Origin of the sequence: Mesorhizobium sp. L-2-11, from assembly GCF_016756595.1 — a bacterium.
In the GTDB taxonomy this organism is placed as follows: Bacteria; Pseudomonadota; Alphaproteobacteria; order Rhizobiales; family Rhizobiaceae; genus Mesorhizobium.
Window position 1 is genome coordinate 6,452,245 of the sequence record NZ_AP023257.1, and the last position, 21,144, is coordinate 6,473,388.

The window sequence follows — 21,144 nt, forward strand, 5'->3', positions numbered from 1 at the left end:
CGCTTACGCAGCAACAGAGCGAAGCAAAATGCGATGGCCATGCCGCACGCGGATGAAGCCATTCTCGACGTCCACTATCCCGTCGTCGGCCAGCATCGCCAAGCGCTCAGCTGAATCGAGAAAATGGGTCCAATCAAATCCGTGGGCGGCACAGATTGCCGGTACGTCGGCCTCGAGATCACACATCAGTCGCTCGATGATTGCGCCTCGGACGCGGTCTTCGCCGATGAGACGGTAGCCCTTCGACGTTGCCAAGCGACCAGCTGCGATATGCTGACTATAGGCCTCCAGCGCGCCTGCGTTCTCGACGTAACCCTCTCCAACACGCCCGATAGCCGACGCACCAAAGGCGATCAGGGTTTTGCAGGTGTCGGCAGAGTAACCTTGGGAGTTGCGCCGCAGGCGACCGGTTTTCTGAGCCAATGCGAGCTCGTCGTCCGGCAAGGCGAAGTGGTCGACCCCAATCTCTCGGTAGCCGGCAGCAACCAGCGTCTCGGCGACGGCCGCAGCTTGTTCGGCGCGGGCAGCGCTGTCCGGTAGTCCTGCCTTTTCGATGAGGCGCTGATGTTTATTAGAAGACGGCGTGTGAGCGTATCCGAACACGGCAATCCGCTGCGGGCGCATCGCCACCGCCACCGTGGCGGTCTGGACGCAGGACTGCATCGTCTGATTGGGAAGACCGTAGATGAGATCGATGTTAATGCGGTTTATTCCCTGCTGGCGCAGGTTTTCGACGGCAGTCGCCGTCTGCTCTACACTCTGGATACGATTGATCGCTTTTTGAACACTGGGGTCGAAACTTTGCACGCCGAGGCTCGCGCGGTTCACCCCGGCTGCACTTAAGGCTTCGGCCATCTCCGCGGTGAACGTGCGCGGATCGATCTCGACGGCGATGGCGGTCTTTTGCCTGAACGCGAAGCGGCGGCGTAGAAGCTCCGTCAAGGCGAGGAATTCCGTTGGCTCAAGGAGCGTGGGCGTTCCGCCGCCAAAGTGCACGTCGCTCACGGGCAGCGCCTGCGGCGTTAGCTCTGAGACCAAATGGATCTCGCCGCGCAGCGCCGCCACGTAATTTTGGTTCGGCGGGTCCCGCTGGGTGATGGTAGTAGGGCAGCCGCAATACCAGCACATCGACCGGCAGAACGGAATATGGATATAGAGCGATACGGGATCGTTAGCCGATAGGCCGCCGAGCCATTCCCCATAGGCCTCCGCGCCGATCGCTGCGGAGAACTGCGGTGCAGTTGGATAATTGAAATACCAAGGCAGGCACGCCTCGCTATGTTTTGTCTGTAGCATAGCCGTTTCTCATCTTGATGTTAGCTCCATACCTGCCGCGCTCTCCTATGTCTCTGATCTTCAACTGTCGCGGCGCAACTTGTATTTCCGTCGTGCCAATTAGCCTGTGTACAATAGTCTCCATGGAAGCGCGCACGGGTGCGCTTTATTGGGGCGCTGTTGGCGAAGGGCGGATTTGGTCGGCGCATCTGGTGCAGGTGTTCGATTCCACCCGTAGTGCGCGCCACGTCTCCGCCCTCGCCGCCGGCTTCATCTCGCTTCAATCCACACGGTCCTAAGGCTTGCGCACTATTGTCCATGAGTTTTTGAGACATGTGGGTGTATTCGAGGGCGTAACGGCGGGCGTATCCCTGCAGGTTGCCCTCGGCCTTGGACAGTGCATCGACATCGAGGATGGTGCGCCATTGCGGCTTGCCTGACCTGTAGGATTCCCAGTTCGCACGCCGCCACAAGGCTTGCACGTGCGTCCCGTCCTGCCAGAGTTGTCGATCATGTCGCCTTGCGCAAGGCCGGGCGAAGCAATACGATCGGTGGCCTGTAGGATCTTCAGAATGTCGGCTTGGTATTCTCTGTAGCGCGGATCTTTCGACAGCTTATTGACGGTCGATAGGTTATGCGCCCTGACCCAGGTCATCGCCTCGACGTCGTCGACCTCGTTCAGATAGGCGCGGGGGTCGGTGGCATCGTTAGGAGCCTCGTTGGGGTTGGAACCGATCGCCTTGGCGATGGTGGTCATCTGGGGCTGGGCGGAAGCCGTCATGGCGGTCGCCGTAGCTAAGGCCGTCGCCGTCATTAAGCTGTTCATAGATGTACTGCTGATGGTTAGCTCTTTCGAAAGCCTCGAAAAACGTAGCCGAAGCGATGGAAATGAACCGCTTCGCCTCTTCTAGGCAAGAGCTGTGCCAGTAAGACACGCTTGAATTCAATGGATTATTCTGGGGCGGTGGGCGGCCGTCTAGGATAAGTCGCACCGTAATTGTCGCAAGCGCGACACGCTTGTCGCTTGGGAGCATGCTGCCCAAGCGACAGAGGCGAACGCCACCAGCTTGTTTTGAGACGTGATTCGCCTCAGGTAGCCGTTGCTCATGCCCGCGATGAAAGCACCGGTGCCGAAGCCGCCAATAAAATGCCGTAGACGATCCGTCCGCTCTTCAATTGATTCCGGACGACGAGAGGGAGCAGCGCCAGTATGGAAATGCTGGCCAAGCCGAAAATCAGAGATCGCTTGTGAGAGCGAGATGGCTGGATAGCTCGGACACTGAGCAGAGGCGGGAATTAGCTATGGCGCGAGCTGACGTAGAGCGATTCATCAACGAGTTGGGAAAAAAAGGCAGTCCGCTTGAAAACCTCAAACGGCGTGCTGGAGGGCTTGCATCGATTGTAGAATTTGCAAAGGACCTCGACTACAACATCACACTCGACGAGGTTAAAGGTTTTATCCGATCGAACAGCCGAGAAAAACCAAATAGCAAGAAGCTTCGCGCGACTGCGGGCCGCAAGGGTGGTTCGAGTGTTTCGACCTTGACCAGCCTTGTACACACCAATGCGTTGGCTAATTGCGCTCCGTGTACGTCCATGAGCCCTGTTAAAGTCGATGGAAAAACTGCAGCGGTCGCGGTCGCGGTCGCGGTCGTTGTCGTTGTTGTGATAGTTGTAGCTGTCGCGAGCTAGCTCTGATCGCATTGGCTCGAAGGAGCCGGTCTGAAGAGAACATGATCGCAAAGCTTGTCAACGAGATAATGCCATCAGGCGGACAAGGGACCGCTGCAAGGGCTCATCTCTACCCTCGGAGCGAACGCTGGCGGCAGATTTTTGATCGGCGCACGCCTAAGGAACGGCGCAGTTTGTCACATATCAAGCGCTTCATGGAGCGGCTGGCCGGTGATGGGAAATTCCGTACGGCGCTTTCCGAGAACCTCGACAACCCTCGGATAGTGACCGCGCGATACGGCATCGAAGTTGACCCAATGGAGATGCTGCCGCTCTGGTGCGGTGACTACCTGAAGTATCGCTTCAAGCCGGAGTCTGCCCCGTGGCCGCTGGCTATGATGTGGGATGAGTATACGCGGGAGATGTTGCGCCATCGCGACCTCCTGCGCGGCCAAGGCGAAATGTCGACTATCAATCCTCGCTTTCATGCCTGGCGCGAGCGCCAAATCCGGCGCTGTAACGACGAAATGGGCGAATTGGCGCCGTCAATCGCGCACTCTGTCATCGCTTTCGAGCTGAGCGAAGGCTGCACCGTCGGTTGCTGGTTCTGTGGCCTCTCGGCGGGTACCTTCAAAGGTTACTATGAATACACTGAGGAGCATGCAGAGGTTTGGCGCGGCGTGCTCCGTGCGGCGAGCGAAATGTTTGGTTCGGCAGTCCGCACTGGCTTCTGTTACTGGGCACAGACCCGATCGACAACCCGGAGTACGACCGTTTTCTGTTCGACTACCATCAGATCACGGGCGAATTGCCACAAACGACGACGGCGGCCCCGCTCAAGGATCAGGCACTCACCAACCGCGTGCTCGAACTGTTCGAACGCTACGGTCGCGTGACCAATCGTTTCTCAGTGCTAAGCACGGACCATCTTAATCAGATACACGCGGCGTTTTCGCCCGAGGACCTGATGGGGGTCGAACTCATCCTGCAGGGCAAGGACGGGCCGACCGCAAAGGCTTTCACCGGGCGCGCACGAGCGCGGAAGGAGAAACTCAGGGCAGCCGGCAAAGACGCCGCAATCGCCGTGCCGGAGGGCTGTCCCACGACAATCGCCTGTGTTTCTGGCTTTCTCGTGAACATGCGGCAGGGACGTTTACAACTGGTGACGCCGGTACCGGGTAGCGAACGCTGGCCTCTCGGGTACCGAATCGTGGCTCAACGTTTCTTCAGCGCGCCCGACGAGTTCCGGGAAGGTCTCGATAGCATCATCGACGAGAATATGCTCGAAAGCCCCCCTCCCAACCGGCCAATTCGCTTCCGCGGAGACCTGCAATACGAGGCAGGGGACCACTGCTTCCATCTCCGCTCACGCAACAGTGAGCATCGAGTGCTCGACGGGGTGGTTCCGATTCCCATTGGCCATCTAATCGCGAGCGCGAACTGTACAGCCTCGGAGCTGATTATGCGGGCCATGGACGGAGCGAGCGTCCTTGCAGTCGCCGACTTGCTCGATCAGCTATACGCGGCTGGGGTGATCGAAGAGGACCTCGACGACATTTCGCTTGGCAAAACGGGATGACGGGCGCGGGCCGCGGGCTTTTTTGTCCGCAACGCCACTGCCCTGCGTCCCGCTCGGGTGAAGCGGGCTATCGCGGCCGGCCTCGACGAAATCGAGGTGCTCGCCGAAGGCTTCGCCAATGACAATGGCGCCAAGCTTACCGGACCGCTCTATGCCGACGGTTGGCATTGAAGTCATTGGCGAGCCAGGCCGGCGTGGCGTTCCCCTCACGGATCATCTGGTCCCACCTCCAGGTCATCGAACGCGATGTTGCCCGCTCGGCTCTCGCGGATGAAGGCGTGAAGCGGCTGATGACCATTCCCGGCGGGGCTGCGAAGCCCCTGAGCCACGCGACCGAAAGCGGCGCAACAGGGAACCGCGTCGAATCGGAGAGCGGCGAGAGTGTGTCCACCATCGGCGAAATAACGACTGCCACGGAACTGACCTCGCTCGGAGTCGATTCGCTGGGTCTGGCGGATCTCCTCTGGGATGTGGAGCAGGCCTACGACATCAAGATCGACATGACGCGGCTGACGCCTGGTCGAATCTCAAGAATGTCGGCGACATGGTGGAAGCCGTCCGCGGTTTGCTCGCGAAGGAGGTCTGATTGGACAGGCGAGTCGTCATTACTGGGATAGGGGGGCTTTGCGGCTAGGCAACAACGCCGCCTCTATCTGGAAAGAGATGCGCGAAGGTCGCTCCGCCATCCGCCCGATGGTCACTTCCGCGCTTCATGAGATGAAGGGGACTGTCGGTACCGAGATCAAGGAGCTGCCCGAGCACGACATCGGCCGCAACCAGCTCGTCTCTATGGACCGCCACAGCTTGCTCGCTGTGCTTGCAGCGCGTGAAGCCATGCAGCACGCCGGACTTTCCTGCGATAAGGGAAATCCGTATCGCTTCGGCGCGACAGTGGGCGTCTGCGGCTGGGGCTGGGGAACGGTCGAAGAAACCTACCGTGACCTCCTTTTGGGCGGCGCGAAGCGTGCTGGCATTTACACTGCACCAAGGGGGTTGCCGAGCGCCGCTGCCAGCCAGGTCAGCGTGAGTCTCGGCCTGCGCGGCCCGGTCTTTGCCATCGCCTCCGCATGCGCATCAGCCAACCATGCGATCGCTTCGGCCGCGGATCAGATCAAGCTCGGCCGGGCCGACGTGATGCTTGCCGGAGGCGCCGAAGCGCCGCTCGTATGCCTTCAGATGAAGGCATGGGAAGCAATGCGCGCGCTCGCTCCAGATACGTGCCGGCCCTTCTCCGACAGGAAGGGAGTGGTGATAGGCGAGGGTGCGGGCATGGCCGTGCTGGAAAGCTATGAGCATGCCGCCGTGCGCGGTGCCACAATCCTTGCCGAGATCGCAGGCATCGGCCTTTCCGGCGACGCCTTCCACATCGTCGCGCCGTCTGTCGAGGGGCCGGAGGCCGCGATCCGCGCTTGCCTTGCCGACGCCGGGCTGAATGCGGAGGACGTGGACTACCTAAACGCCCACGGCACCGGCACCAAGGCCAACGATCAGACTGAGACGGCGGCGATCAAGCGCGTCTTCGGAGACTATGCCTATTCGATGTCTGTCTCGTCCACCAAGTCCATGTACGCGCATTGCCTGGGCGCAGCGAGCGCACTTGAAATGATCGCCTCCGTGATGGCGATCCAGGAGGGCATTGTGCCGCCGACCGCGAACTATCGCGAGCCAGACCCCGATTGCGATCTCGACGTCACGCCCAATGTGGCGCGCGAGCGCAAGGTGCGCGTGGCACTGAGCAACGCTTTCGCCATGGGCGGCATGAACGCAGTTCTGGCGTTCAAGCAAGTGTAGAAGGCATGCGAGATGCCTCCAGTAACTCTATCTCTCGTTTCCAAATGCTTGCCGGATCACGATTGTGAAGGACGTGCCCTTGGACCGCCTCGGTGAATGCGCCAAGTGGCAGCGGAAGCTGGACAAGCCGGGGCCCCATCTTTTGCAAAATTCTCAACTGTTGAAGCGACGTCGACGTACCGCTACCCGGAAGGTTAAGCGAGCCCTTCGAGTTCGGCTCGATGGCCTGTCCAAAGCTGTATCCGATAATATCTGAAAGGCGCATGGCCGCCAGTGACCGCTTCCGTGGAAGACCGGCCGCAACGCGCTCGTCACCGGAGCAAGTGGTGGAATCGGCGAGGCCGTGGCGCGGACGCTGCACGCGCAGGGCGCAACCGTCGGCCTGCACGGCACGCGTGTCGAAAAGCTCGAGATGTTGGCTGCCGAGCTTGGCGGGCGGACAAGACTGTTTCCGGCGATTGCCGGGTGATCGCGCTGAGGCACCAGAGCGGCAGATTTTTTGCAGAGGTACTCGGACTGAATACGCGTTCCCATTCACGTTAGCTGTGGATAACAAGGCTGAATTAACATGCAAAATCTGCGCATCTAAATCGATTTGAGCACTCACGGACGTTGCGGACCAGAATCGCCGTCACCCTGAAATCGACAAGGCATCGGCTATCCCAAAATCGGGGCTTGACGTTACGTAAGGTCCTATGTTTTCCGATGTGCGGAAACGACTTCCAGTCTCAGCCCAAGGGCGACGAAAATGAGGGGCAGCAATGGTGGCTGGCGAACCTAATGACGTGCGCGTCAAGCGTTGTGGTGGGGGATGGGTTGTTCATATTGTCGAGGACGGCAAACTGACAGTTCTTCGGTTCAAGACACAGTTTCCCGCCGAAAATTACGCCGATGGCCAACGAGCCAGGCTCGGTCTTGCTGCCAAGCCACCGATCGACGAACCTGATATGTAACCGGATCAGGCGTCGGATGGCTGGTGAGCCTTGGCGCCGGCGGGAAACACTTGCCGAAGGCCCACCTCAATGCTGCTTGCGGCCGTTCGGCTAGCCATATTCGCGATGATGGTTGGCACCGCTGCCGATGCGGAAGACGGTAGCCTGCTTGATCGACACGGCGGCAAAGATCATGAAAAGCCAGGTCGTCAAGGACCCGGCCGCGGCGCTTGAGAAAGCAGCAAGAATTTGCAAGCCGCCACCGCAAGTAACCTGAGACAAGGGTCAGACATGCAAACCGCTGTTCGCGGATCAGCAGCTGCGAGACATTGCGCCATCCCACGAAGGCCCACGGTGCCCAAGGCGTGGTGGGCATCAGCCTTTCGAAGCGTAAGCGGTCAGCCGATAACGTCAGGCCTAAAGTTCCAAGGCATGAGCATTTCGATTTCGGATGCCGGCCAGCCTTGAGCGATGCGGGTCAAGGTCTGCGAGAGCCAGTCGAGCGGATCGACGCTGTTCATGTTGCAGGTTTGCAGCAAGGTGGCTACCGTCGCCCAGGTTCGTCCACCGCCGTGGCTGCCGGCGAATAGACTATTCTTTCGCGTGATCGTCTGGGGCCTGATTGCACGCTCGACGATATTGGAGTCGATTTCGATGCGACCGTCCATCAGAAAGCGTTCCAGCGCCTCCCGCCGGGTGAGCGCGTAGCGGATCGCCTCGGCGGTCTTGGATTTTCCGGAGACCTTGCCCAGTTCCGCTTCCCATAGATCGAAGAGGCTCGCGACAATGGCCACGGACTTTTCCTGACGTAGCGCGGCGCGGCTTCCGGCATCCTTGCCGCGGACCTCGTCCTCGACCTTCCACAATTCGGTCATGGCGATGATCGAATCCGTCGCGGCCTGCGAGACCCCGCTGATGTGCAGGTCGTAGAATTTGCGCCGCAGGTGAGCCCAGCACCCGGCGAGCCGGATTGTTTCATTGCTGCCGGCTTTGGCCCGTGCCTTGACCAGGTTGGTATAGGCCGAGTAGCCATCCACTTGCAGGATACCGCTGAATCCGGCGAGGTGGCGCGCCACGCAATCCGCACCTCTGCTGTCTTCAAAACGATAGGCAACCATTGGCGGACTGGTTCCGCCATAGGGTCGGTCATCCCGTGCGTAGGCCCACAACCAGGCTTTCGTGGTTTTCCCGGAACCAGGGGCAAGGGTGGGCAAGGTCGTCTCGTCGGCGAAGACCCTTTCGCCCTCCTTGATGCGCTCCAGTATGTAATCAGCAAGCATCTGCAGCTCGAAGCCCAGATGCCCCATCCACTGCGCCATCAACGACCGGCTGATCTCGACGCCGTCGCGCAGATAGATCGCCTCCTGCCGATAAAGCGGGAGGCCGTCGGCGTATTTGGAGACGGCGATATAGGCGAGCAGCCGCTCCGTCGGCAGCCCGCTTTCGATGATGTGCGCCGGCGCCAGAGCCTGGACCACGCCGTCACGGCCCCGGAAGGCGTATTTGGGACGGCGCGTGACGATGACCTGGAACTTCGGCGGCACGACGTCCAGCCGCTCGGATCGATCCTCGCCGATCAGAACCTTTTCAAGCCCCTCGCAGTCGGCCGGGATTTCCGGCTCGACGACCTCCTCGATGCGTTCGAGGTGGGCAGCAAAGCCCTTGCGCGGACGCGGGGCGCGCTTCGGCTTGTTCCCGACCGCGCGGTCGAGTTCGCTCCGGATTTCCGAAAGGCCGGTCTCGACCTCTTCGAAGGCAAAGGAGGCCTGCTCGTCGTCGATGGCCAGGCGTAGCCGCTCGGAACGCGTGCCATGTTGCGTGCGCTGTAAAACTTTCAGGATTGACGTGAGATTGGCGATCCGCTCGCTGGCGCTTTTCTCGACAGCTTTCAGCCGGGCGACCTCCGCCTCAGATGCTGCGATCCGAGCGTCGGCGACTGCGATCCGGGCCTCGCTTGCAGCCTGCTCGCGAGCCATGGAAAGGATCATCGCCTTCAGCGCATCAACGTCGTCGGGAAGGGCAAGACCCGGTAGAACCATGGCAAGCAACAGAGCACAAAAACAGCCGCTTTCCCAACCGTTCCAGCCGCATGATTCATCTTGCCGCAGGCCGGTTTCAGCCCGTCGATAACGGCCGCCTGACCCTGGCCGGACGAATCTTTTTCCAGTCCAGTCCGGCCAGAAGCGCCATCAACTGGGCGTGGTCGAGACGCATGCGCGCGGCCGATATCCCCGGCCAGCAGAAGCTGTGATCTTCCAGAGTCTTCGAATAAAGACAAACCCCGCTGCCGTCCCACCACACGATGCGAACCCGGTCCGCACGCTTCGAACGGAATACGTGAAGTGCCCCCGAGAATGGGTCCAGGCCGCCATCCCTGACCAGCGCCATCAAAGATGCCGCGCCCTTGCGGAAGTCGACCGGCTGGCACGACACGTAAACCACCACACCGGAAGCGATCATGCCTTACGAACCGCGCGGATGATCCTCGCCAGGCGATCGGGATCGACATCGCCGCCGGCGCGCACCACTGCGTCGCCAATGACGATTTCCACCGTGTCGCTGCCCACCGCTTCAAAGCGCGTGAACTTCGCCGGCTTGCTCGCTCCCTCCGTCAGTGGCGCAACCATGCCCGACGAAAGCGCCTTGCGGCGCCACGCATAGAGCTGCGAGGGGTCCAGCCCCTCGGAACGCGCAACCGCCGAGACATTGCCCCCTGGCGAGAACGCTTCGGCGACAAGCCGTGCCTTCTCTTCGTCCGACCGATGGCGCGGCTTGCGTCGGGACGGCACAGGCTCCGCCGTCAAAATCTCGAATGTTCGATGATGGCTCATACTGTCGCTCATAGGATTCTCCGCATGATTCATGCTGAAAATGAGCGATCAACCGCCTGCACGCTACGTGGGGACGCCTACGCGCTTACTTCGAAGCTGAGCATCAGCAACTTCGTCGAGTCTTAGACCAGACGCTCTTCAGTGCCGAGGCTCGCACATCTGTGGAGCGCGGCTCACGCCCCGGAGACCAGGGCAGGAATGACCAAAGGCTCATCCGCCTCGTCAAGAATGGCGAAACTGTAACGGCCGTCTGTGTCAATATCGACGGAGTAGCTCAGGCGGTCGAGTATGTGGTTATCCTGGTCGAACGTGACGATGCGCGGCTTCAGCGAAGTGATATGCGCTTCGTCCAGGTAGATGGCGTTGCAGACGATAATCGGGTCGTCGGGCTGACAGGTGCGAGCCGCCGCTCCGTTGAGGATGCAGCACCGTGAGCCGCGCTCGCCGAGGATGACATAGGTCGAAATCCGCGCACCGGAATTCTTGTTCCATATCTCCACGAATTCCATCGGCAGGATCCCGGCTGCCTCGCAGTGGTCGGGGTCGAGCGTTATCGAACCATGGTAGTTGAGGTTCGCTTCTGTGACGTGGATGCCGTGCAGCTTGCCGGCGACTAGTTTTCGCATTGGTCGTTGTCCCTGTATTCATCGTTCAAGGTCAGTCTTGGCAGTTCGGTTCGCGCGGCTAAATTCCAACGACGAGCGCACCGCCGCTAAGACCCGCACCCGCGGCCGCCAGAAGAACCTTCTCCCCCGGCCGGAACGGCGCCGCCCGATGGGCGAGCGACAGCGAGAGCGGGATCGTCGCGGCGGAAGAGTTGCCATACTCGGCGATCGTCTTGACGATCGCTTCATCGGCGATGCCGAGGTTTCGCCCGACCGCATCGAAAATGCGGGCATTGGCCTGGTGCGGTACGAACCGATCGATGTCCTGCGGCCGCATCCGGGCCGCCGCGAGTGCGTCCTGCGAGCAGGCAGTCATCATCTCAACCGCCTTGGCGAACACTTCGCGGCCGTCGGTGATCGTCATGCGGGTCTGCTCGAGATCGAGCTCGCCATGGAACGGGGTGTTGCTTCCGCCTGCCGGGATCTGGATCAGCCCGTAGCGCGAGCCGTCGGAATCCACCGAAGCGCCGAGAATACCCTGATAGGGATCCTCGCAAGGACCGATCACCAGGGCGCCGGCGGCATCGGCGAAAAGGACTGAGCTCGCGCGCTCGGCTGGATTGATGCGGCGGCTGAGGATGTTGGCGGCGATGACCAGCGCTGGTTTGCCGTGCAGGCGGGTGAACCCGTCCGCGAACATCAGCGCATAGACGAAGCCGGCGCAGGCGCCGGTCAGATCGACCGCACCGGCGCGGCTAAGCCCCAGCCGATGCGCGACCAGCGGCGCACTGGGCGGCAGCAGGTGATCGGGTGTCGAGGTGGCAAGCAACAAAAGGCCGACGTCGCTGCGGTCGATGCCGGCGCTCGCCAGCGCCATGTCGCCGGCTTGCGCGGCAAGGCCTGACAACGTGTCTTCTTCCGTGGCCCAGAAGCGCGACCGTATGCCGGTGCGCCGTTCAATCCAGCCGGGGTCGAGCCCGAGACGGTTTTCGATTTCCGGGTTCTCGACCTTGCGCGCGGGCGCATGATGGCCGAAGCCGAGAAGGCGCGACAACCCGCTCACGGCCTCGAACCGAAGCGTTCGCCGGCCTCCTCGATGGCGTCGTAGAGCCCGTCGAGCTCGCCGCCGGTGATGCAATAGGGCGGCAGGAGATAGAGGACATTGCCGAGCGGGCGCACGAGCAGTCCGCGCCCGAGGAAGAAAGCGCGCAGCTCCGGCCCGATCTCGGCCAGATAGCCGGCGGAGCCGGTGCGCAGATCGAGGGCTGCGATCGTGCCGGTTGTCCGGATGTCGGCGAAGGCCGGATTGTCGCCAAAGCGCCGAAGCCCGGCGGCCAGTCTCGCGCTCAGGGCCGCGATACGCTCGGCCACCGGTTCGTCACGCCAGATCTCGACATTGGCGAGTGCCGCCGCACAGGCAATCGGATTGGCGGTGTAGGAACTCGAGTGGAAGAAGGTCTTCCTCCGGTCTTCGGCATAGTGGGCCTGGAAGATGGCGTCGGTGGCAAGCGTGGCGGCCAACGGGATCACGCCGCCGGTCAGGCCCTTCGAGGTGCACAGGATGTCCGGAGAGATCGCTGCCTGCTCGCAGGCGAACATGGTCCCGGTGCGGCCCCAGCCGGTCATAACCTCGTCGGCGATCAGCAGCGTGCCGGAGGCCTCTGCGATCTTCTTCAACTCGGCCAGAACCCAGGCCGGATACATCAGCATGCCGCCCGCGCCAAGCACCAGCGGCTCGACGATCAGCGCGGCCGCGCGCCGGTCGCGGGAGACTGCCTCGAACCGGTCCAGCGTCTCCTGCTCGCGCCCAGCGGCCGGGAAGGGGATGGTGTCGACCTCGAACAGCAGCGGCTCGTAGGCAGCGTTGAACACACCGCGGGCTCCGACGCTCATCGTGCCGATCGTGTCGCCATGATAGCTGTGCTCCATGACGACGATGCGCGAACGCGGCGCGCCGATGTTGCGGAAATAGCCAAGCGCCATCTTCAGCGCGACTTCGACGGAGGTCGAACCACTGTCGGAATAGAACACCCAGTCGAGGCCAGACGGAGCGAGGCCGACAAGTGCGCTCGCCAGGCGTTCGGCCGGCTCGTGGGTGAAGCCAGCGAAGATGATCTGGTCGAGGCTCGCCGCGGTCGTCTCGATGGCCTTGATGATGCCGGGATGGCGGTGGCCGTGGGTGACGACCCACCAGGACGAAATGGCATCCAGGATGCGCGTGCCGTCGGCCTTGTGGAGGTAGGCGCCTTCCGTCCGGACGATTTCAGGGATGGCGGGCTCGAGCGCGTGCTGGGTGAAGGGATGCCAGACTTGAGACTGCGACATCATTCGCCCCCGGCGATCGCTGTGAGGTCGAAGCCGGCAACCATCGCTTCCCGCAGCGTCTCACTCGTCAGCGGATCGATGTGCGGCAGCCTGCCAAGTTGGCGCACGCCGCTGAATTCCACGATTGTTCTCTGCGTATCGGCCACCTCATCGCCGATGAAGGCAATGCCGATGAGCGGGATAGAACGGGCTCTGAGCGCCTCGATCGACAAGAGGGTGTGGTTGATCGTGCCGAGCTTGGTACGGGCGCATAGGATGACCGGCACCCGCCACTGAGCGAATATGTCGATGAACTTTTTCTGCCGGTTGAGCGGCACCATCAGTCCCCCGGCACCTTCGATGACGATCGGACCCGGCAAGTCCGGAAGCGAGAGCTTTGCCACGTCTATCGCGACGCCGTCGAGTTCGGCTGAACGATGCGGCGAAAGCGGCTCCTTCAGGCGATACACTTCGGGCAGCACGCGCCCTGTCGGCAGGCCGGCTAGCCGTTCCACAACCTCGCTGTCGGTTTCGCCGTCGAGGCCCGATTGCACCGGCTTCCAGTAGAAACCGTTGAGCAGGCCGGCCAGCCCCGCCGAAAACACCGTCTTGCCGATGCCGGTATCCGTTCCGGTGATGACGATGCGCTTGGTCATGCCGAGGCCAACACTTCGACGAGCGCCTCGACCATGGCCGAAATGTCGGCCTCGCTGACGTTGAGTGTCAGCGAGATGCGCAGCCGCGACGTGCCCTCCGGCACGGTCGGCGGACGAATGCCGCGTATGTCGAAACCGCGCGCCTGCAGCGCCGCCGCCACCGCCATGGTGCGCCTGTTATCACCGATGACAAAGGGCTGGATCTGCGAGCCGCTGGGTGTCACGCCGCAGCGGTCGGCCAGTTGGCGGCCCGCGAAGGCAACGCGCTCCTGCAACTGGACGCGGCGTTGAGGCTCATCGGACAGCATGGCAATCGCCTCGCGCACTGCCACTGCCATCAGCGGCGACGGCGCGGTTGCGTAGATGAATGGCCGGCAGCGGTTGACGAGATAGTCGCACAGCAGCCCCGGCCCGGTGACCAGCGCGCCGGACGCGCCGAGCGCCTTGCCGCATGTGTGGAGCGCGACGATGTTGTCGCGGCCCTCGAAGGCAGCGGCGAGGCCGCGTCCGTCCGATCCCCAGACGCCGGTGGCATGCGCCTCGTCGACGACGAGGAATGCCTCGTGCCGATCGGCAAGCGCGACCAGGCCCTCCATCGGCGCGCGGTCGCCATCCATGCTGTAGAGGCTTTCGACCACGATCCAGACGCGCCCCATGCCGCCTCCGGCGCGCCAGCGCGTGATCGCGTCCTCGACAGCATCGACGTCGTTATGCGCGGCCAGCACGAACTCGGCGCGCCCGGCCTGCGCCCCCTCATGCATGCTGGCATGAGCAAGGTCGTCGAGGATCAAGAGGTCGCCCTTTTGCGGCAGCGTCGTCAGCAGAGCGAAGTTGGCGATATAGCCGCTGCCGAAGAACAGCGCGCGTTCGGCGCCGAAGAACGCCGCGGCGTCTGCCTCCAGGGCCTCGTGCTCCGGTGAGTTGCCCCTTAACAACCGCGATCCGGTCGCGCCGACCGGCGTCCCCCGCGCAATCGCCGCCGCGACCGCTTCGCCAAGTCTTTTGGAGGCGGCAAGCCCGAGATAGTCGTTCGACGAGAAGTCGAGCCCGGCGCGCGGTGCAAGTGTGCGCAGCCGGTCCTTGCGCGCCAGTCCGCGCAAGGACGCGTCATACCGGGCAAGAAGTGCCTCGTTCATTGCGTGCCGATTTCCATCGGCTCGATGCCGAGACGCTGGAACAGCAGAGTATCCTTGTCTTCGCCGGGATTGTCCGCCGTCAGCAGTGTGTCGCCGACGAAGATCGAGTTGGCGCCGGCAAAAAAGCACAGCGCCTGCATTTCATCGGTCATGGCGGTGCGGCCGGCGGAAAGACGCACGTGCGACTTCGGCATCATGATGCGGGCCAGCGCGATCACGCGCACGAATTCGATCGGCTCGATGGGTTTGGCCTCGGCCAGCGGGGTGCCCTCGATCGGGATCAGCATGTTGATCGGAACGCTTTCGGGATGCTCCGGCAGGTTGGCCAGCGTCACCAGCATGTCGATCCGGTCCACCGGCTCTTCGCCCATGCCGACAATGCCGCCGCAACAGACCTTAATGCCGCTGTCGCGGACATTGGCGAGCGTATCCAGCCGGTCGGCAAACGTGCGGGTCGAGATGATCTCTGAGTAATAGCGCTCGGAGGTGTCGATGTTGTGGTTGTAGTAGTCGAGACCGGCCTGTTTCAGACGAGCGGCCTGCTCAAGATCGAGCATGCCGAGCGTCATGCAGGTCTCCATGCCGAGTGCCTTGACACCCTCGACCATCGCCACCACCGCGTCCATGTCGCGCGCCTTCGGGTTTCGCCAGGCCGCGCCCATGCAATAGCGGGTGGCGCCGGCATCGCGTGCCTTGGTCGCCTCGGCGATGACGCGCCGGACCTCCATCAGCTTTGACGCCTTCAACCCGCTTTCGTGATGTGCCGATTGGCTGCAATAGCCGCAATCCTCCGGGCATCCGCCGGTCTTGATGCTGAGAAGCCGGCTCAGCTGGACCTTGTTGGGATCGAAGTTCTGCCGGTGAACGGTCTGCGCCTGAAACAAAAGGTCGTTGAATGGCGCGTCGTGGAGCGCTTGGGCTTCCGCTCGCGTCCAAGGGGGAAGCGCCCAACCGATTGGATCCGAGGTCAGGTCTGGGCTGAGTTCGTTCATAAGGTCTTGTTCTCCATAATCTTCCGTCCTTGACCTGGAGCGTTGCAGTGGATGCTGAAGACAAGGCGCATGCCAGCGGGAAGTCTTCTATCGAAACGCGACTGGTGGCGCTCTTGAGCGGACTCTCCAACTGCTGCCCGCAGGCTCAACTCACGTCATCCGTGGGGATTACGGTTTCCGTTATTTTACTCTGAGCACAGGAATGCTCCTTTCTGATCGCGTCGCAGGATTCGGTGAAGGCGACGTCCAGGAGATAACTCAGAAGTTCCAGCCCGTGAGAGGCCGCCAACTGGCGCATCTCGTCGAGTCGGCAGATGATGACGCCAAGGACTGCGACGCGGCTTTCTGTGCCTTGCTGGTCCGTCCCTCCCGCCTCCGTTGTTGAAGCGTGTCGCCTGGCGCCGAGAAGGCTTGCGTCGGCTGTTGGTGGAACCGGGGACGTGCTGACGCAGGTTAGCCTGCGACCAAAGGAGTTCCTGCGATCCCGGTTCATGTCCTCTCCATCAGTTCAGATGCCTGTTGCAATTTCGGTCGGCCGGCATGTCGAGACCAATGTCGAGAATGGGCGCGCTGTGGGTAAGCCAGCCGACCGATATGAGGTCGACGCCGGTCGCCGCAATTGCCGGGGCGCTCGCCCGCGTCACCCGGCCCGAAGCCTCGGTGATCGCGCGGCCACCGACCATAGCCACAGCCTGCGCAAGGTCCTCGACCGACATGTTGTCGAGGAGCACGGCGTCGACGCCCGCTGTAAGCGCGATCTCCAACTGGTCCAGCCTGTCGACCTCGACCTCGATCTTGACCATGTGACCGATGGCGCGGCGCGCCCGCTCGATTGCGGTGCGGATATCGCCGGCAATGGCGATGTGGTTGTCCTTGATCAGCACGGCGTCGTCGAGCGCGAAGCGGTGATTGGCACCGCCGCCCGCTCGTACCGCATACTTTTCCAGGACACGCAGGCCGGGCGTCGTTTTGCGTGTGCACACGATTTTTGCGTTATGGCCCCTCACCGCGTTTACGAGCGTAGCCGTTGCCGTCGCGATGCCGCTGAGTTTGCATAAGAAATTGAGCGCCGTCCGCTCCGCCGTCAGCAGGCTGCGCGCCGGCCCGTTTACGATCGCGATGGTCTGGCCGGCCGAAACCTTGCCGCCCTCAGGACACCGCAGCTGGATGCTGATCCCGGGATCGACCAGCAGGAAGGCAAACATGACCAAGTCGAGCCCGGCAACAACGCCTGCCTGCCGGGCATTCAACGCCAGCGTCGCTTTGCAATCGGCGGGGATGATCGCATCGCTCGTGATGTCGCCGGCTCTGCCCAGGTCTTCAAGCAGGGCAGAACGCACGATGGGCTCCATGATGATCTGGGGAAGTGGTGCAAGTGAAGTCATGTCAACGGCTCCGTTCGGATGCTTGCCATCTGAGCGTGACGGCATTCTCAAAAGCTGTGCAGAGCGTCAATCGTGAGGGGAGGGCGGCGGCATCGCGCCCGGGGAAATCGGATCGAAAGTGGGAGCCGCGGCTCTCCTCGCGCCGAAGGGCGGCGATCGCCATCAACAATGCCACCAGGGCCGGATCGGCCGCGGCCGTCTCGCAAACAGAGATCGGCAGCAGTGTCGCGACCGTGTCGCACAATGATTTCCCATTCCGAACAATGCCAAGCGCATTGGACACAATCGGGCGAATAGGTGAAGGGTCGGGCCGGATGGGAACAGTTGCCGGAAGCCTAGGCCACTGCCCACCCGCAGAGGTAGCTGCGACGCTTTCAGCCACCCAGGCGGCGGTTGCAACCGCTTCGGTCAGCGAGTTGCTGGCAAGCCGGTTGGCGCCATGCAGTCCTGTGCATGCGACTTCGCCACAGGCCCACAGGCCGCTAACGGAAGTTCGCCCCTCGGCGTCAACGGCCACGCCGCCCATGTGATAGTGAGCAGCGGGCCGCACGGGAATGGGTTCCACCGCCGGATCGATGCCGGCATGCTTGCAAATAGCGTCGATTGCCGGAAAGCGTCTTGCGAATTTCTGCCCGAGACAATGTCGGGCATCGAGATAGACGCCATGCCCGGCTGCGAGCTGATCGGAGATCGCCCGCGCGACCACATCGCGCGATGCGAGTTCTGCCCCGGGCGTGTCTGCCAGGAAGCGATGGCCGTGCTCATCGATCAGCACCGCGCCTTCGCCACGCACTGCTTCGCTGACAAGCGGCATTGGCCGGCGCGCAATGTCGAGGGCCGTCGGGTGGAATTGCACGAATTCGAGATCGGCTAGTTCCGCTCCAGCACAGGCTGCCAGCGCCAGGCCGTGCCCGAATGAGGAGAGCGGATTGGTTGTATCGCAAAACAGGCCGCCTATCCCACCGGTCGCCAGCACCACGCGGCGTGTGGGCAATGCGAACACGGCGCCATGCAGGACAGTCAGCAAGCCAACAATGCTGCCCTCCGCGACAACCAAGCGAAGCGCTGTCATGCCTTCCATGATCGTGATCGAACGGGTTCGCCGCGCCACGCCGAGTAGCGCCCGAAACAACTCGCGGCCAGTTGCGTCGCCGGCGGCGTGCACGATGCGGCGACGCGAATGCGCCGCTTCCAGGCCCAGCTGCAGCCTCCCGTCTAGCGAGCGGTCGAAAGGAGTACCAAGACGAATGAGATTCTCGACGGCTTGAGGTGCGGCCTCTACCACCCGCCTGGCCATTTGTTCGTCGCAAAGCCCATCGCCGGCAGCAAGCGTATCGGCGAGGTGCAGGTCGGGGCTGTCGTCCTCCCCCAGACTCGCTGCGAGCCCGCCCTGGGCTAGAATGCTCGAGCCTTCGGTTCCGAGCGAGGTCCTTGACAGAAGGACGACTGGTTGCGGCGCCAAGTGTAGCGCCGTCATGAGCCCGGCGATACCAGCGCCGATGATGACCGGCGCTCCGCCAATGTGATGGATGTCCGCCGTCATACAAAGAGCATGCGTTCCACAGCCCAGCGGGCCCGTTCAGCGACATGAGGATCGATCGTGACGACGTGGCGGTTCTCCTCGAGCGCGGTCCGGATGTTGGCGAGCGTGATGCGCTTCATATGCGGGCACAGATTGCATGGGCGCACGAAATCTACTTCCGGATGCTCGACCGCGACGTTGTCGCTCATGGAACATTCCGTCATCAGCACCACACGCGCCGGCCTATGCCGCGCGACATAGTCGGACATCGCCGCCGTCGAGCCGGCGAAGTCGGCTTCCGCGACCACTTCAGGCGGACATTCGGGATGGGCAAGTACACTGATGCCGGGATGGGCCTCACGCAGCTCGCGGATGTCGGCCGCGGTGAAGCGTTCGTGCACCTCGCAGCGCCCCTTCCAGGCAATGATCTCGACCTTGGTCTGCGCCGCGATGTTCTTCGCCAGATATTCATCGGGCAGCATGATCACACGCGGCGCGCCGAGCGATTTCACCACCGCGAGCGCATTGCCCGAGGTGCAGCAGATGTCGGATTCAGCCTTCACCGCGGCGGAGGTGTTGACGTAGGTCACCACTGGAACGCTCGGATAACGCTGCCGCATCAGGCGCACGTCTTCGGCGGTGATCGACTCGGCCAGCGAACAGCCGGCGCCGAGATCCGGGATGAGCACGGTCTTGTCCGGATTGAGGAGCTTGGCGGTCTCAGCCATAAAATGCACGCCCGCGAGCACGATGATTTCGGCATCGACTGTCATCGCCTTGCGGGCCAGCGCCAGGCTGTCGCCGACGATGTCAGCCACGCAGTGAAAAATCTCCGGCGTCTGGTAGTTATGCGCCAGGATGACCGCATTGCGCTGTCGCTTCAGATTCAGGATTGCGTCGATATCCTCGACGAAGACCGACCACTCGATCGGTGGGATAACGCGCCGAACGCGGTCGTACAGTGAGGCGCTCGAAGGCAGGACGGCACTCATCGAGCCTCCGGTTATAGTCCATCTGATTATAAGATATATATAATCGTTGTGACTATAAGGGGTGTCAAGCCCGTGCGAGCGGTAATTTTGTGCCGGCCACAGGCCTCTCGTCGAGAATAGTATGATGGAAGCGGTAGAGCTGCGCAGGCCGGCCGCCGGTCTCGGCGGTCGTCGCCCCGGTCTTCTCAACCAGTTCCTGCTGCTCTATGAGCCGGCGAAAGTTCGGCTTGTTGATGAGCCTGCCGGAGAGCGCCTCCACAGTTCGCTGTAGCTGCAAAAGCGTGAAGAGCGGCGGCATCAGTTCGAACACAACAGGCCGGTATTTAATTTTGGAGCGCAGTCGTGCAATAGCCGTTGCCAGAATGCGGCGGTGATCGGCGATCATCGATCTGCCCGGCACCGAAGGGAGGATGGCCGAAACTCCGCCGCGCTTTGCTTCCTCCACCAGGGCGGCTTCGTAGAGCAGCTCGTAGCGCTGCAGCGCGAGTTCTTCGTTCCATGCCCGGCCGTCCAAGGCAAAGGCAACCGCCGCTCGCCGTCGGCGATCGAAGCGCGTCGCGCCGTCGTCCGCGCCGTCCGCCCATTCGATAAGGCGCGGCCGCAATTCTTCCAGCACTATCGGGGGCCTGCCGGACCGATGATCCTCCCACGGGAAATAGTCGTACCAGCTGGCCCAACTGCGCCTGCCCGAGGCGCCCGCATCTTCTTCGCGGGTGAGTGCGAGATAGCTGATCGAGATCACGCGCTGGTTGGCGCCGACCCGATCGCGATCGGCAAAGGTGTAGAGCTGCTCGATATAACCGAGAGGCTGACCGGTCTGCAGTTCCACCCATGCCCTAAGCCCCGACTGGAGCGAACGATGAGCGAGCTCAAACGGGCCCGAGGGAAGAGCGGCCCCCTGTTCGATGGTCAGAACACATGGTCCAGCGTCGTTCACGGCGACCACGACTGCGATCAGGTCGGCGTTGACATTGTTGGTCTTGCCTATGGTTCTGCCTTTCCTTGGTCCTTTGGCCTGATCCATGGTTCCTGAGCCACTTGGGTTAGACCTCCGTGCGAACTGTCTAAACCGATTTAGTTCTGTTCTTTATCATACCAATCGTCGCGTCAACACCACGCGCTGTGGCGACTTTACCTCTTCGAACCTGCACAAAAATATGCCAAACGCGACACTCGCCGTGGGTGACGCTGGGTGAGGAGAGACGTCGATTGAGCGTCGGAGGTATCGTAAAAGGCGATCACGCCGCCGGATATGCGTGCGCGAAAGGCAGCACGGCGCTTATCTGCCTGACGACCTACACCACTCCGGTAAGGTTGGTTGACGGCGCACTGTTCTCCGTTTCAATGGCGAGACATCCGGCACGGGGCCGGCGGAGCGACATGGCCATCGGACCGACCATGACGGCGCTGCGTTTGCGCCAACTTGACTGGGATACCAAGCGCCGTGCGGTCGAGCGGGCCGTGGATTGCGGC

General features: G+C 62.2%; 19 protein-coding genes and 5 pseudogenes. 7 read left to right on the forward strand and 17 right to left on the reverse strand.

What is annotated here, in order from left to right; translation table 11 throughout:
* Positions 1 to 3 precede the first annotated feature (3 nt).
* Both hemN and JG739_RS35745 read right to left on the reverse strand, forming a co-directional pair.
* Positions 4 to 1,296 (reverse strand): oxygen-independent coproporphyrinogen III oxidase, encoded by a 1,293-nt coding sequence (gene hemN, locus JG739_RS30640; RefSeq protein ID WP_202364605.1) that lies wholly within the window; start codon positions 1,294 to 1,296, stop codon positions 4 to 6.
* A gap of 274 nt (positions 1,297 to 1,570) precedes the next feature.
* Positions 1,571 to 2,089, reverse strand: a complete 519-nt coding sequence (locus JG739_RS35745; protein ID WP_342216469.1) for a hypothetical protein — start codon at positions 2,087 to 2,089, stop codon at positions 1,571 to 1,573.
* On the opposite strand from JG739_RS35745, the gene JG739_RS35750 reads away from it, so the two are divergent.
* Positions 2,001 to 2,186: a hypothetical protein gene (locus JG739_RS35750; RefSeq protein WP_202362419.1), complete on the forward strand. Its 186-nt coding sequence runs from the start codon at positions 2,001 to 2,003 to the stop codon at positions 2,184 to 2,186. The two genes, JG739_RS35745 and JG739_RS35750, sit on opposite strands and share 89 nt — an antisense overlap.
* A gap of 119 nt (positions 2,187 to 2,305) precedes the next feature.
* On the opposite strand, the pseudogene JG739_RS30650 reads toward JG739_RS35750, so the two are convergent.
* Positions 2,306 to 2,520: pseudogene (locus JG739_RS30650) on the reverse strand (MFS transporter); the annotation flags it as partial.
* Positions 2,521 to 2,577: 57 nt separating this feature from the next.
* Between JG739_RS30650 and JG739_RS30655 the strand changes: the two are divergent.
* From JG739_RS30655 to JG739_RS30670, 4 genes and pseudogenes are all read left to right on the forward strand, one after another.
* The gene (locus tag JG739_RS30655; protein WP_080511923.1) at positions 2,578 to 2,967 is read left to right on the forward strand and encodes a hypothetical protein; all 390 of its coding nucleotides are present in this window, start codon (positions 2,578 to 2,580) and stop codon (positions 2,965 to 2,967) included.
* A gap of 649 nt (positions 2,968 to 3,616) precedes the next feature.
* Positions 3,617 to 4,525: a hypothetical protein gene (locus tag JG739_RS35755; protein ID WP_244749644.1), complete on the forward strand. Its 909-nt coding sequence runs from the start codon at positions 3,617 to 3,619 to the stop codon at positions 4,523 to 4,525.
* A 290-nt stretch (positions 4,526 to 4,815) separates the two neighbouring features.
* Positions 4,816 to 5,111: pseudogene (locus JG739_RS30665) on the forward strand (acyl carrier protein).
* Positions 5,112 to 6,316, forward strand: a pseudogene (locus tag JG739_RS30670) (beta-ketoacyl-[acyl-carrier-protein] synthase family protein).
* On the opposite strand, the pseudogene JG739_RS36560 reads toward JG739_RS30670, so the two are convergent.
* Positions 6,303 to 6,446: pseudogene (locus JG739_RS36560) on the reverse strand (LysR family transcriptional regulator); the annotation flags it as partial. The pseudogenes JG739_RS30670 and JG739_RS36560 overlap by 14 nt on opposite strands.
* Positions 6,447 to 6,647: 201 nt before the next feature.
* Between JG739_RS36560 and JG739_RS30675 the strand changes: the two are divergent.
* Both JG739_RS30675 and JG739_RS30680 read left to right on the forward strand, forming a co-directional pair.
* A pseudogene (locus JG739_RS30675) lies at positions 6,648 to 6,773 on the forward strand (beta-ketoacyl-ACP reductase); the annotation flags it as partial.
* Positions 6,774 to 7,077: 304 nt separating this feature from the next.
* Positions 7,078 to 7,269, forward strand: a complete 192-nt coding sequence (locus tag JG739_RS30680; protein WP_010913541.1) for a hypothetical protein — start codon at positions 7,078 to 7,080, stop codon at positions 7,267 to 7,269.
* 377 nt (positions 7,270 to 7,646) lie between these two features.
* Here JG739_RS30680 and tnpC read toward each other — a convergent pair whose 3' ends face one another.
* The 13 genes from tnpC to JG739_RS30745 form a co-directional block, all read right to left on the reverse strand.
* Positions 7,647 to 9,287 (reverse strand): IS66 family transposase, encoded by a 1,641-nt coding sequence (tnpC, locus tag JG739_RS30685; RefSeq protein WP_202364606.1) that lies wholly within the window; start codon positions 9,285 to 9,287, stop codon positions 7,647 to 7,649.
* 76 nt (positions 9,288 to 9,363) lie between these two features.
* Positions 9,364 to 9,708 carry an IS66 family insertion sequence element accessory protein TnpB gene (tnpB, locus tag JG739_RS30690; RefSeq protein ID WP_183445374.1) on the reverse strand — a complete coding sequence of 115 codons (345 nt, stop codon included), beginning with the start codon at positions 9,706 to 9,708 and terminating at the stop codon, positions 9,364 to 9,366.
* A complete protein-coding gene (locus JG739_RS30695) occupies positions 9,705 to 10,091 on the reverse strand; it encodes a transposase (protein WP_183445375.1) in 387 nt (128 codons plus the stop codon). The genes tnpB and JG739_RS30695 overlap by 4 nt, the downstream gene beginning before the upstream one ends.
* Positions 10,092 to 10,252: 161 nt before the next feature.
* Positions 10,253 to 10,705: an aspartate 1-decarboxylase gene (gene panD / locus JG739_RS30700; protein WP_202364607.1), complete on the reverse strand. Its 453-nt coding sequence runs from the start codon at positions 10,703 to 10,705 to the stop codon at positions 10,253 to 10,255.
* Positions 10,706 to 10,763: 58 nt separating this feature from the next.
* Positions 10,764 to 11,747, reverse strand: a complete 984-nt coding sequence (locus tag JG739_RS30705) for a beta-ketoacyl-ACP synthase III (RefSeq protein WP_202364608.1) — start codon at positions 11,745 to 11,747, stop codon at positions 10,764 to 10,766.
* The gene (locus JG739_RS30710) at positions 11,744 to 13,009 is read right to left on the reverse strand and encodes an adenosylmethionine--8-amino-7-oxononanoate transaminase (protein WP_202364609.1); all 1,266 of its coding nucleotides are present in this window, start codon (positions 13,007 to 13,009) and stop codon (positions 11,744 to 11,746) included. The genes JG739_RS30705 and JG739_RS30710 overlap by 4 nt, the downstream gene beginning before the upstream one ends.
* Entirely contained in the window at positions 13,009 to 13,644 is a 636-nt protein-coding gene (bioD, locus tag JG739_RS30715) for a dethiobiotin synthase (RefSeq protein WP_202364610.1), read from the reverse strand. Before bioD ends, JG739_RS30710 begins: the two co-directional genes overlap by 1 nt.
* A complete protein-coding gene (locus JG739_RS30720; protein ID WP_202364611.1) occupies positions 13,641 to 14,780 on the reverse strand; it encodes an 8-amino-7-oxononanoate synthase in 1,140 nt (379 codons plus the stop codon). Before JG739_RS30720 ends, bioD begins: the two co-directional genes overlap by 4 nt.
* The gene (gene bioB / locus JG739_RS30725; protein ID WP_010913547.1) at positions 14,777 to 15,772 is read right to left on the reverse strand and encodes a biotin synthase BioB; all 996 of its coding nucleotides are present in this window, start codon (positions 15,770 to 15,772) and stop codon (positions 14,777 to 14,779) included. The genes JG739_RS30720 and bioB overlap by 4 nt, the downstream gene beginning before the upstream one ends.
* 503 nt (positions 15,773 to 16,275) lie before the next feature.
* Complete coding sequence (nadC, locus tag JG739_RS30730) at positions 16,276 to 17,157, reverse strand: carboxylating nicotinate-nucleotide diphosphorylase (RefSeq protein ID WP_010913548.1); 882 nt, start codon at positions 17,155 to 17,157, stop codon at positions 16,276 to 16,278.
* 1 nt (position 17,158) lies between these two features.
* A complete protein-coding gene (locus JG739_RS30735) occupies positions 17,159 to 18,700 on the reverse strand; it encodes an L-aspartate oxidase (protein WP_202364612.1) in 1,542 nt (513 codons plus the stop codon).
* A complete protein-coding gene (gene nadA, locus JG739_RS30740) occupies positions 18,697 to 19,671 on the reverse strand; it encodes a quinolinate synthase NadA (protein ID WP_006333927.1) in 975 nt (324 codons plus the stop codon). Before nadA ends, JG739_RS30735 begins: the two co-directional genes overlap by 4 nt.
* A 64-nt stretch (positions 19,672 to 19,735) precedes the next feature.
* The gene (locus JG739_RS30745; RefSeq protein WP_010913550.1) at positions 19,736 to 20,695 is read right to left on the reverse strand and encodes an NUDIX hydrolase; all 960 of its coding nucleotides are present in this window, start codon (positions 20,693 to 20,695) and stop codon (positions 19,736 to 19,738) included.
* Between the last annotated feature and the right edge of the window lie 449 nt (positions 20,696 to 21,144).

Coding starts and splice junctions, on each gene's coding strand:
- nadC (WP_010913548.1), bottom strand. CDS start 17,157: ATGACTTCACTTGCACCACTTCCCCAGATCATCATGGAGCCCATCGTG.
- bioD (WP_202364610.1), bottom strand. CDS start 13,644: ATGACCAAGCGCATCGTCATCACCGGAACGGATACCGGCATCGGCAAG.
- JG739_RS30710 (WP_202364609.1), bottom strand. CDS start 13,009: ATGTCGCAGTCTCAAGTCTGGCATCCCTTCACCCAGCACGCGCTCGAG.
- JG739_RS30680 (WP_010913541.1), top strand. CDS start 7,078: ATGGTGGCTGGCGAACCTAATGACGTGCGCGTCAAGCGTTGTGGTGGG.
- JG739_RS30735 (WP_202364612.1), bottom strand. CDS start 18,700: ATGACGGCGGACATCCATCACATTGGCGGAGCGCCGGTCATCATCGGC.
- JG739_RS35745 (WP_342216469.1), bottom strand. CDS start 2,089: ATGACGGCGACGGCCTTAGCTACGGCGACCGCCATGACGGCTTCCGCC.
- bioB (WP_010913547.1), bottom strand. CDS start 15,772: ATGAACGAACTCAGCCCAGACCTGACCTCGGATCCAATCGGTTGGGCG.
- JG739_RS30695 (WP_183445375.1), bottom strand. CDS start 10,091: ATGAGCGACAGTATGAGCCATCATCGAACATTCGAGATTTTGACGGCG.
- tnpC (WP_202364606.1), bottom strand. CDS start 9,287: ATGGTTCTACCGGGTCTTGCCCTTCCCGACGACGTTGATGCGCTGAAG.
- panD (WP_202364607.1), bottom strand. CDS start 10,705: ATGCGAAAACTAGTCGCCGGCAAGCTGCACGGCATCCACGTCACAGAA.
- hemN (WP_202364605.1), bottom strand. CDS start 1,296: ATGCTACAGACAAAACATAGCGAGGCGTGCCTGCCTTGGTATTTCAAT.
- JG739_RS30720 (WP_202364611.1), bottom strand. CDS start 14,780: ATGAACGAGGCACTTCTTGCCCGGTATGACGCGTCCTTGCGCGGACTG.
- tnpB (WP_183445374.1), bottom strand. CDS start 9,708: ATGATCGCTTCCGGTGTGGTGGTTTACGTGTCGTGCCAGCCGGTCGAC.
- JG739_RS30745 (WP_010913550.1), bottom strand. CDS start 20,695: ATGGATCAGGCCAAAGGACCAAGGAAAGGCAGAACCATAGGCAAGACC.
- nadA (WP_006333927.1), bottom strand. CDS start 19,671: ATGAGTGCCGTCCTGCCTTCGAGCGCCTCACTGTACGACCGCGTTCGG.
- JG739_RS30655 (WP_080511923.1), top strand. CDS start 2,578: ATGGCGCGAGCTGACGTAGAGCGATTCATCAACGAGTTGGGAAAAAAA.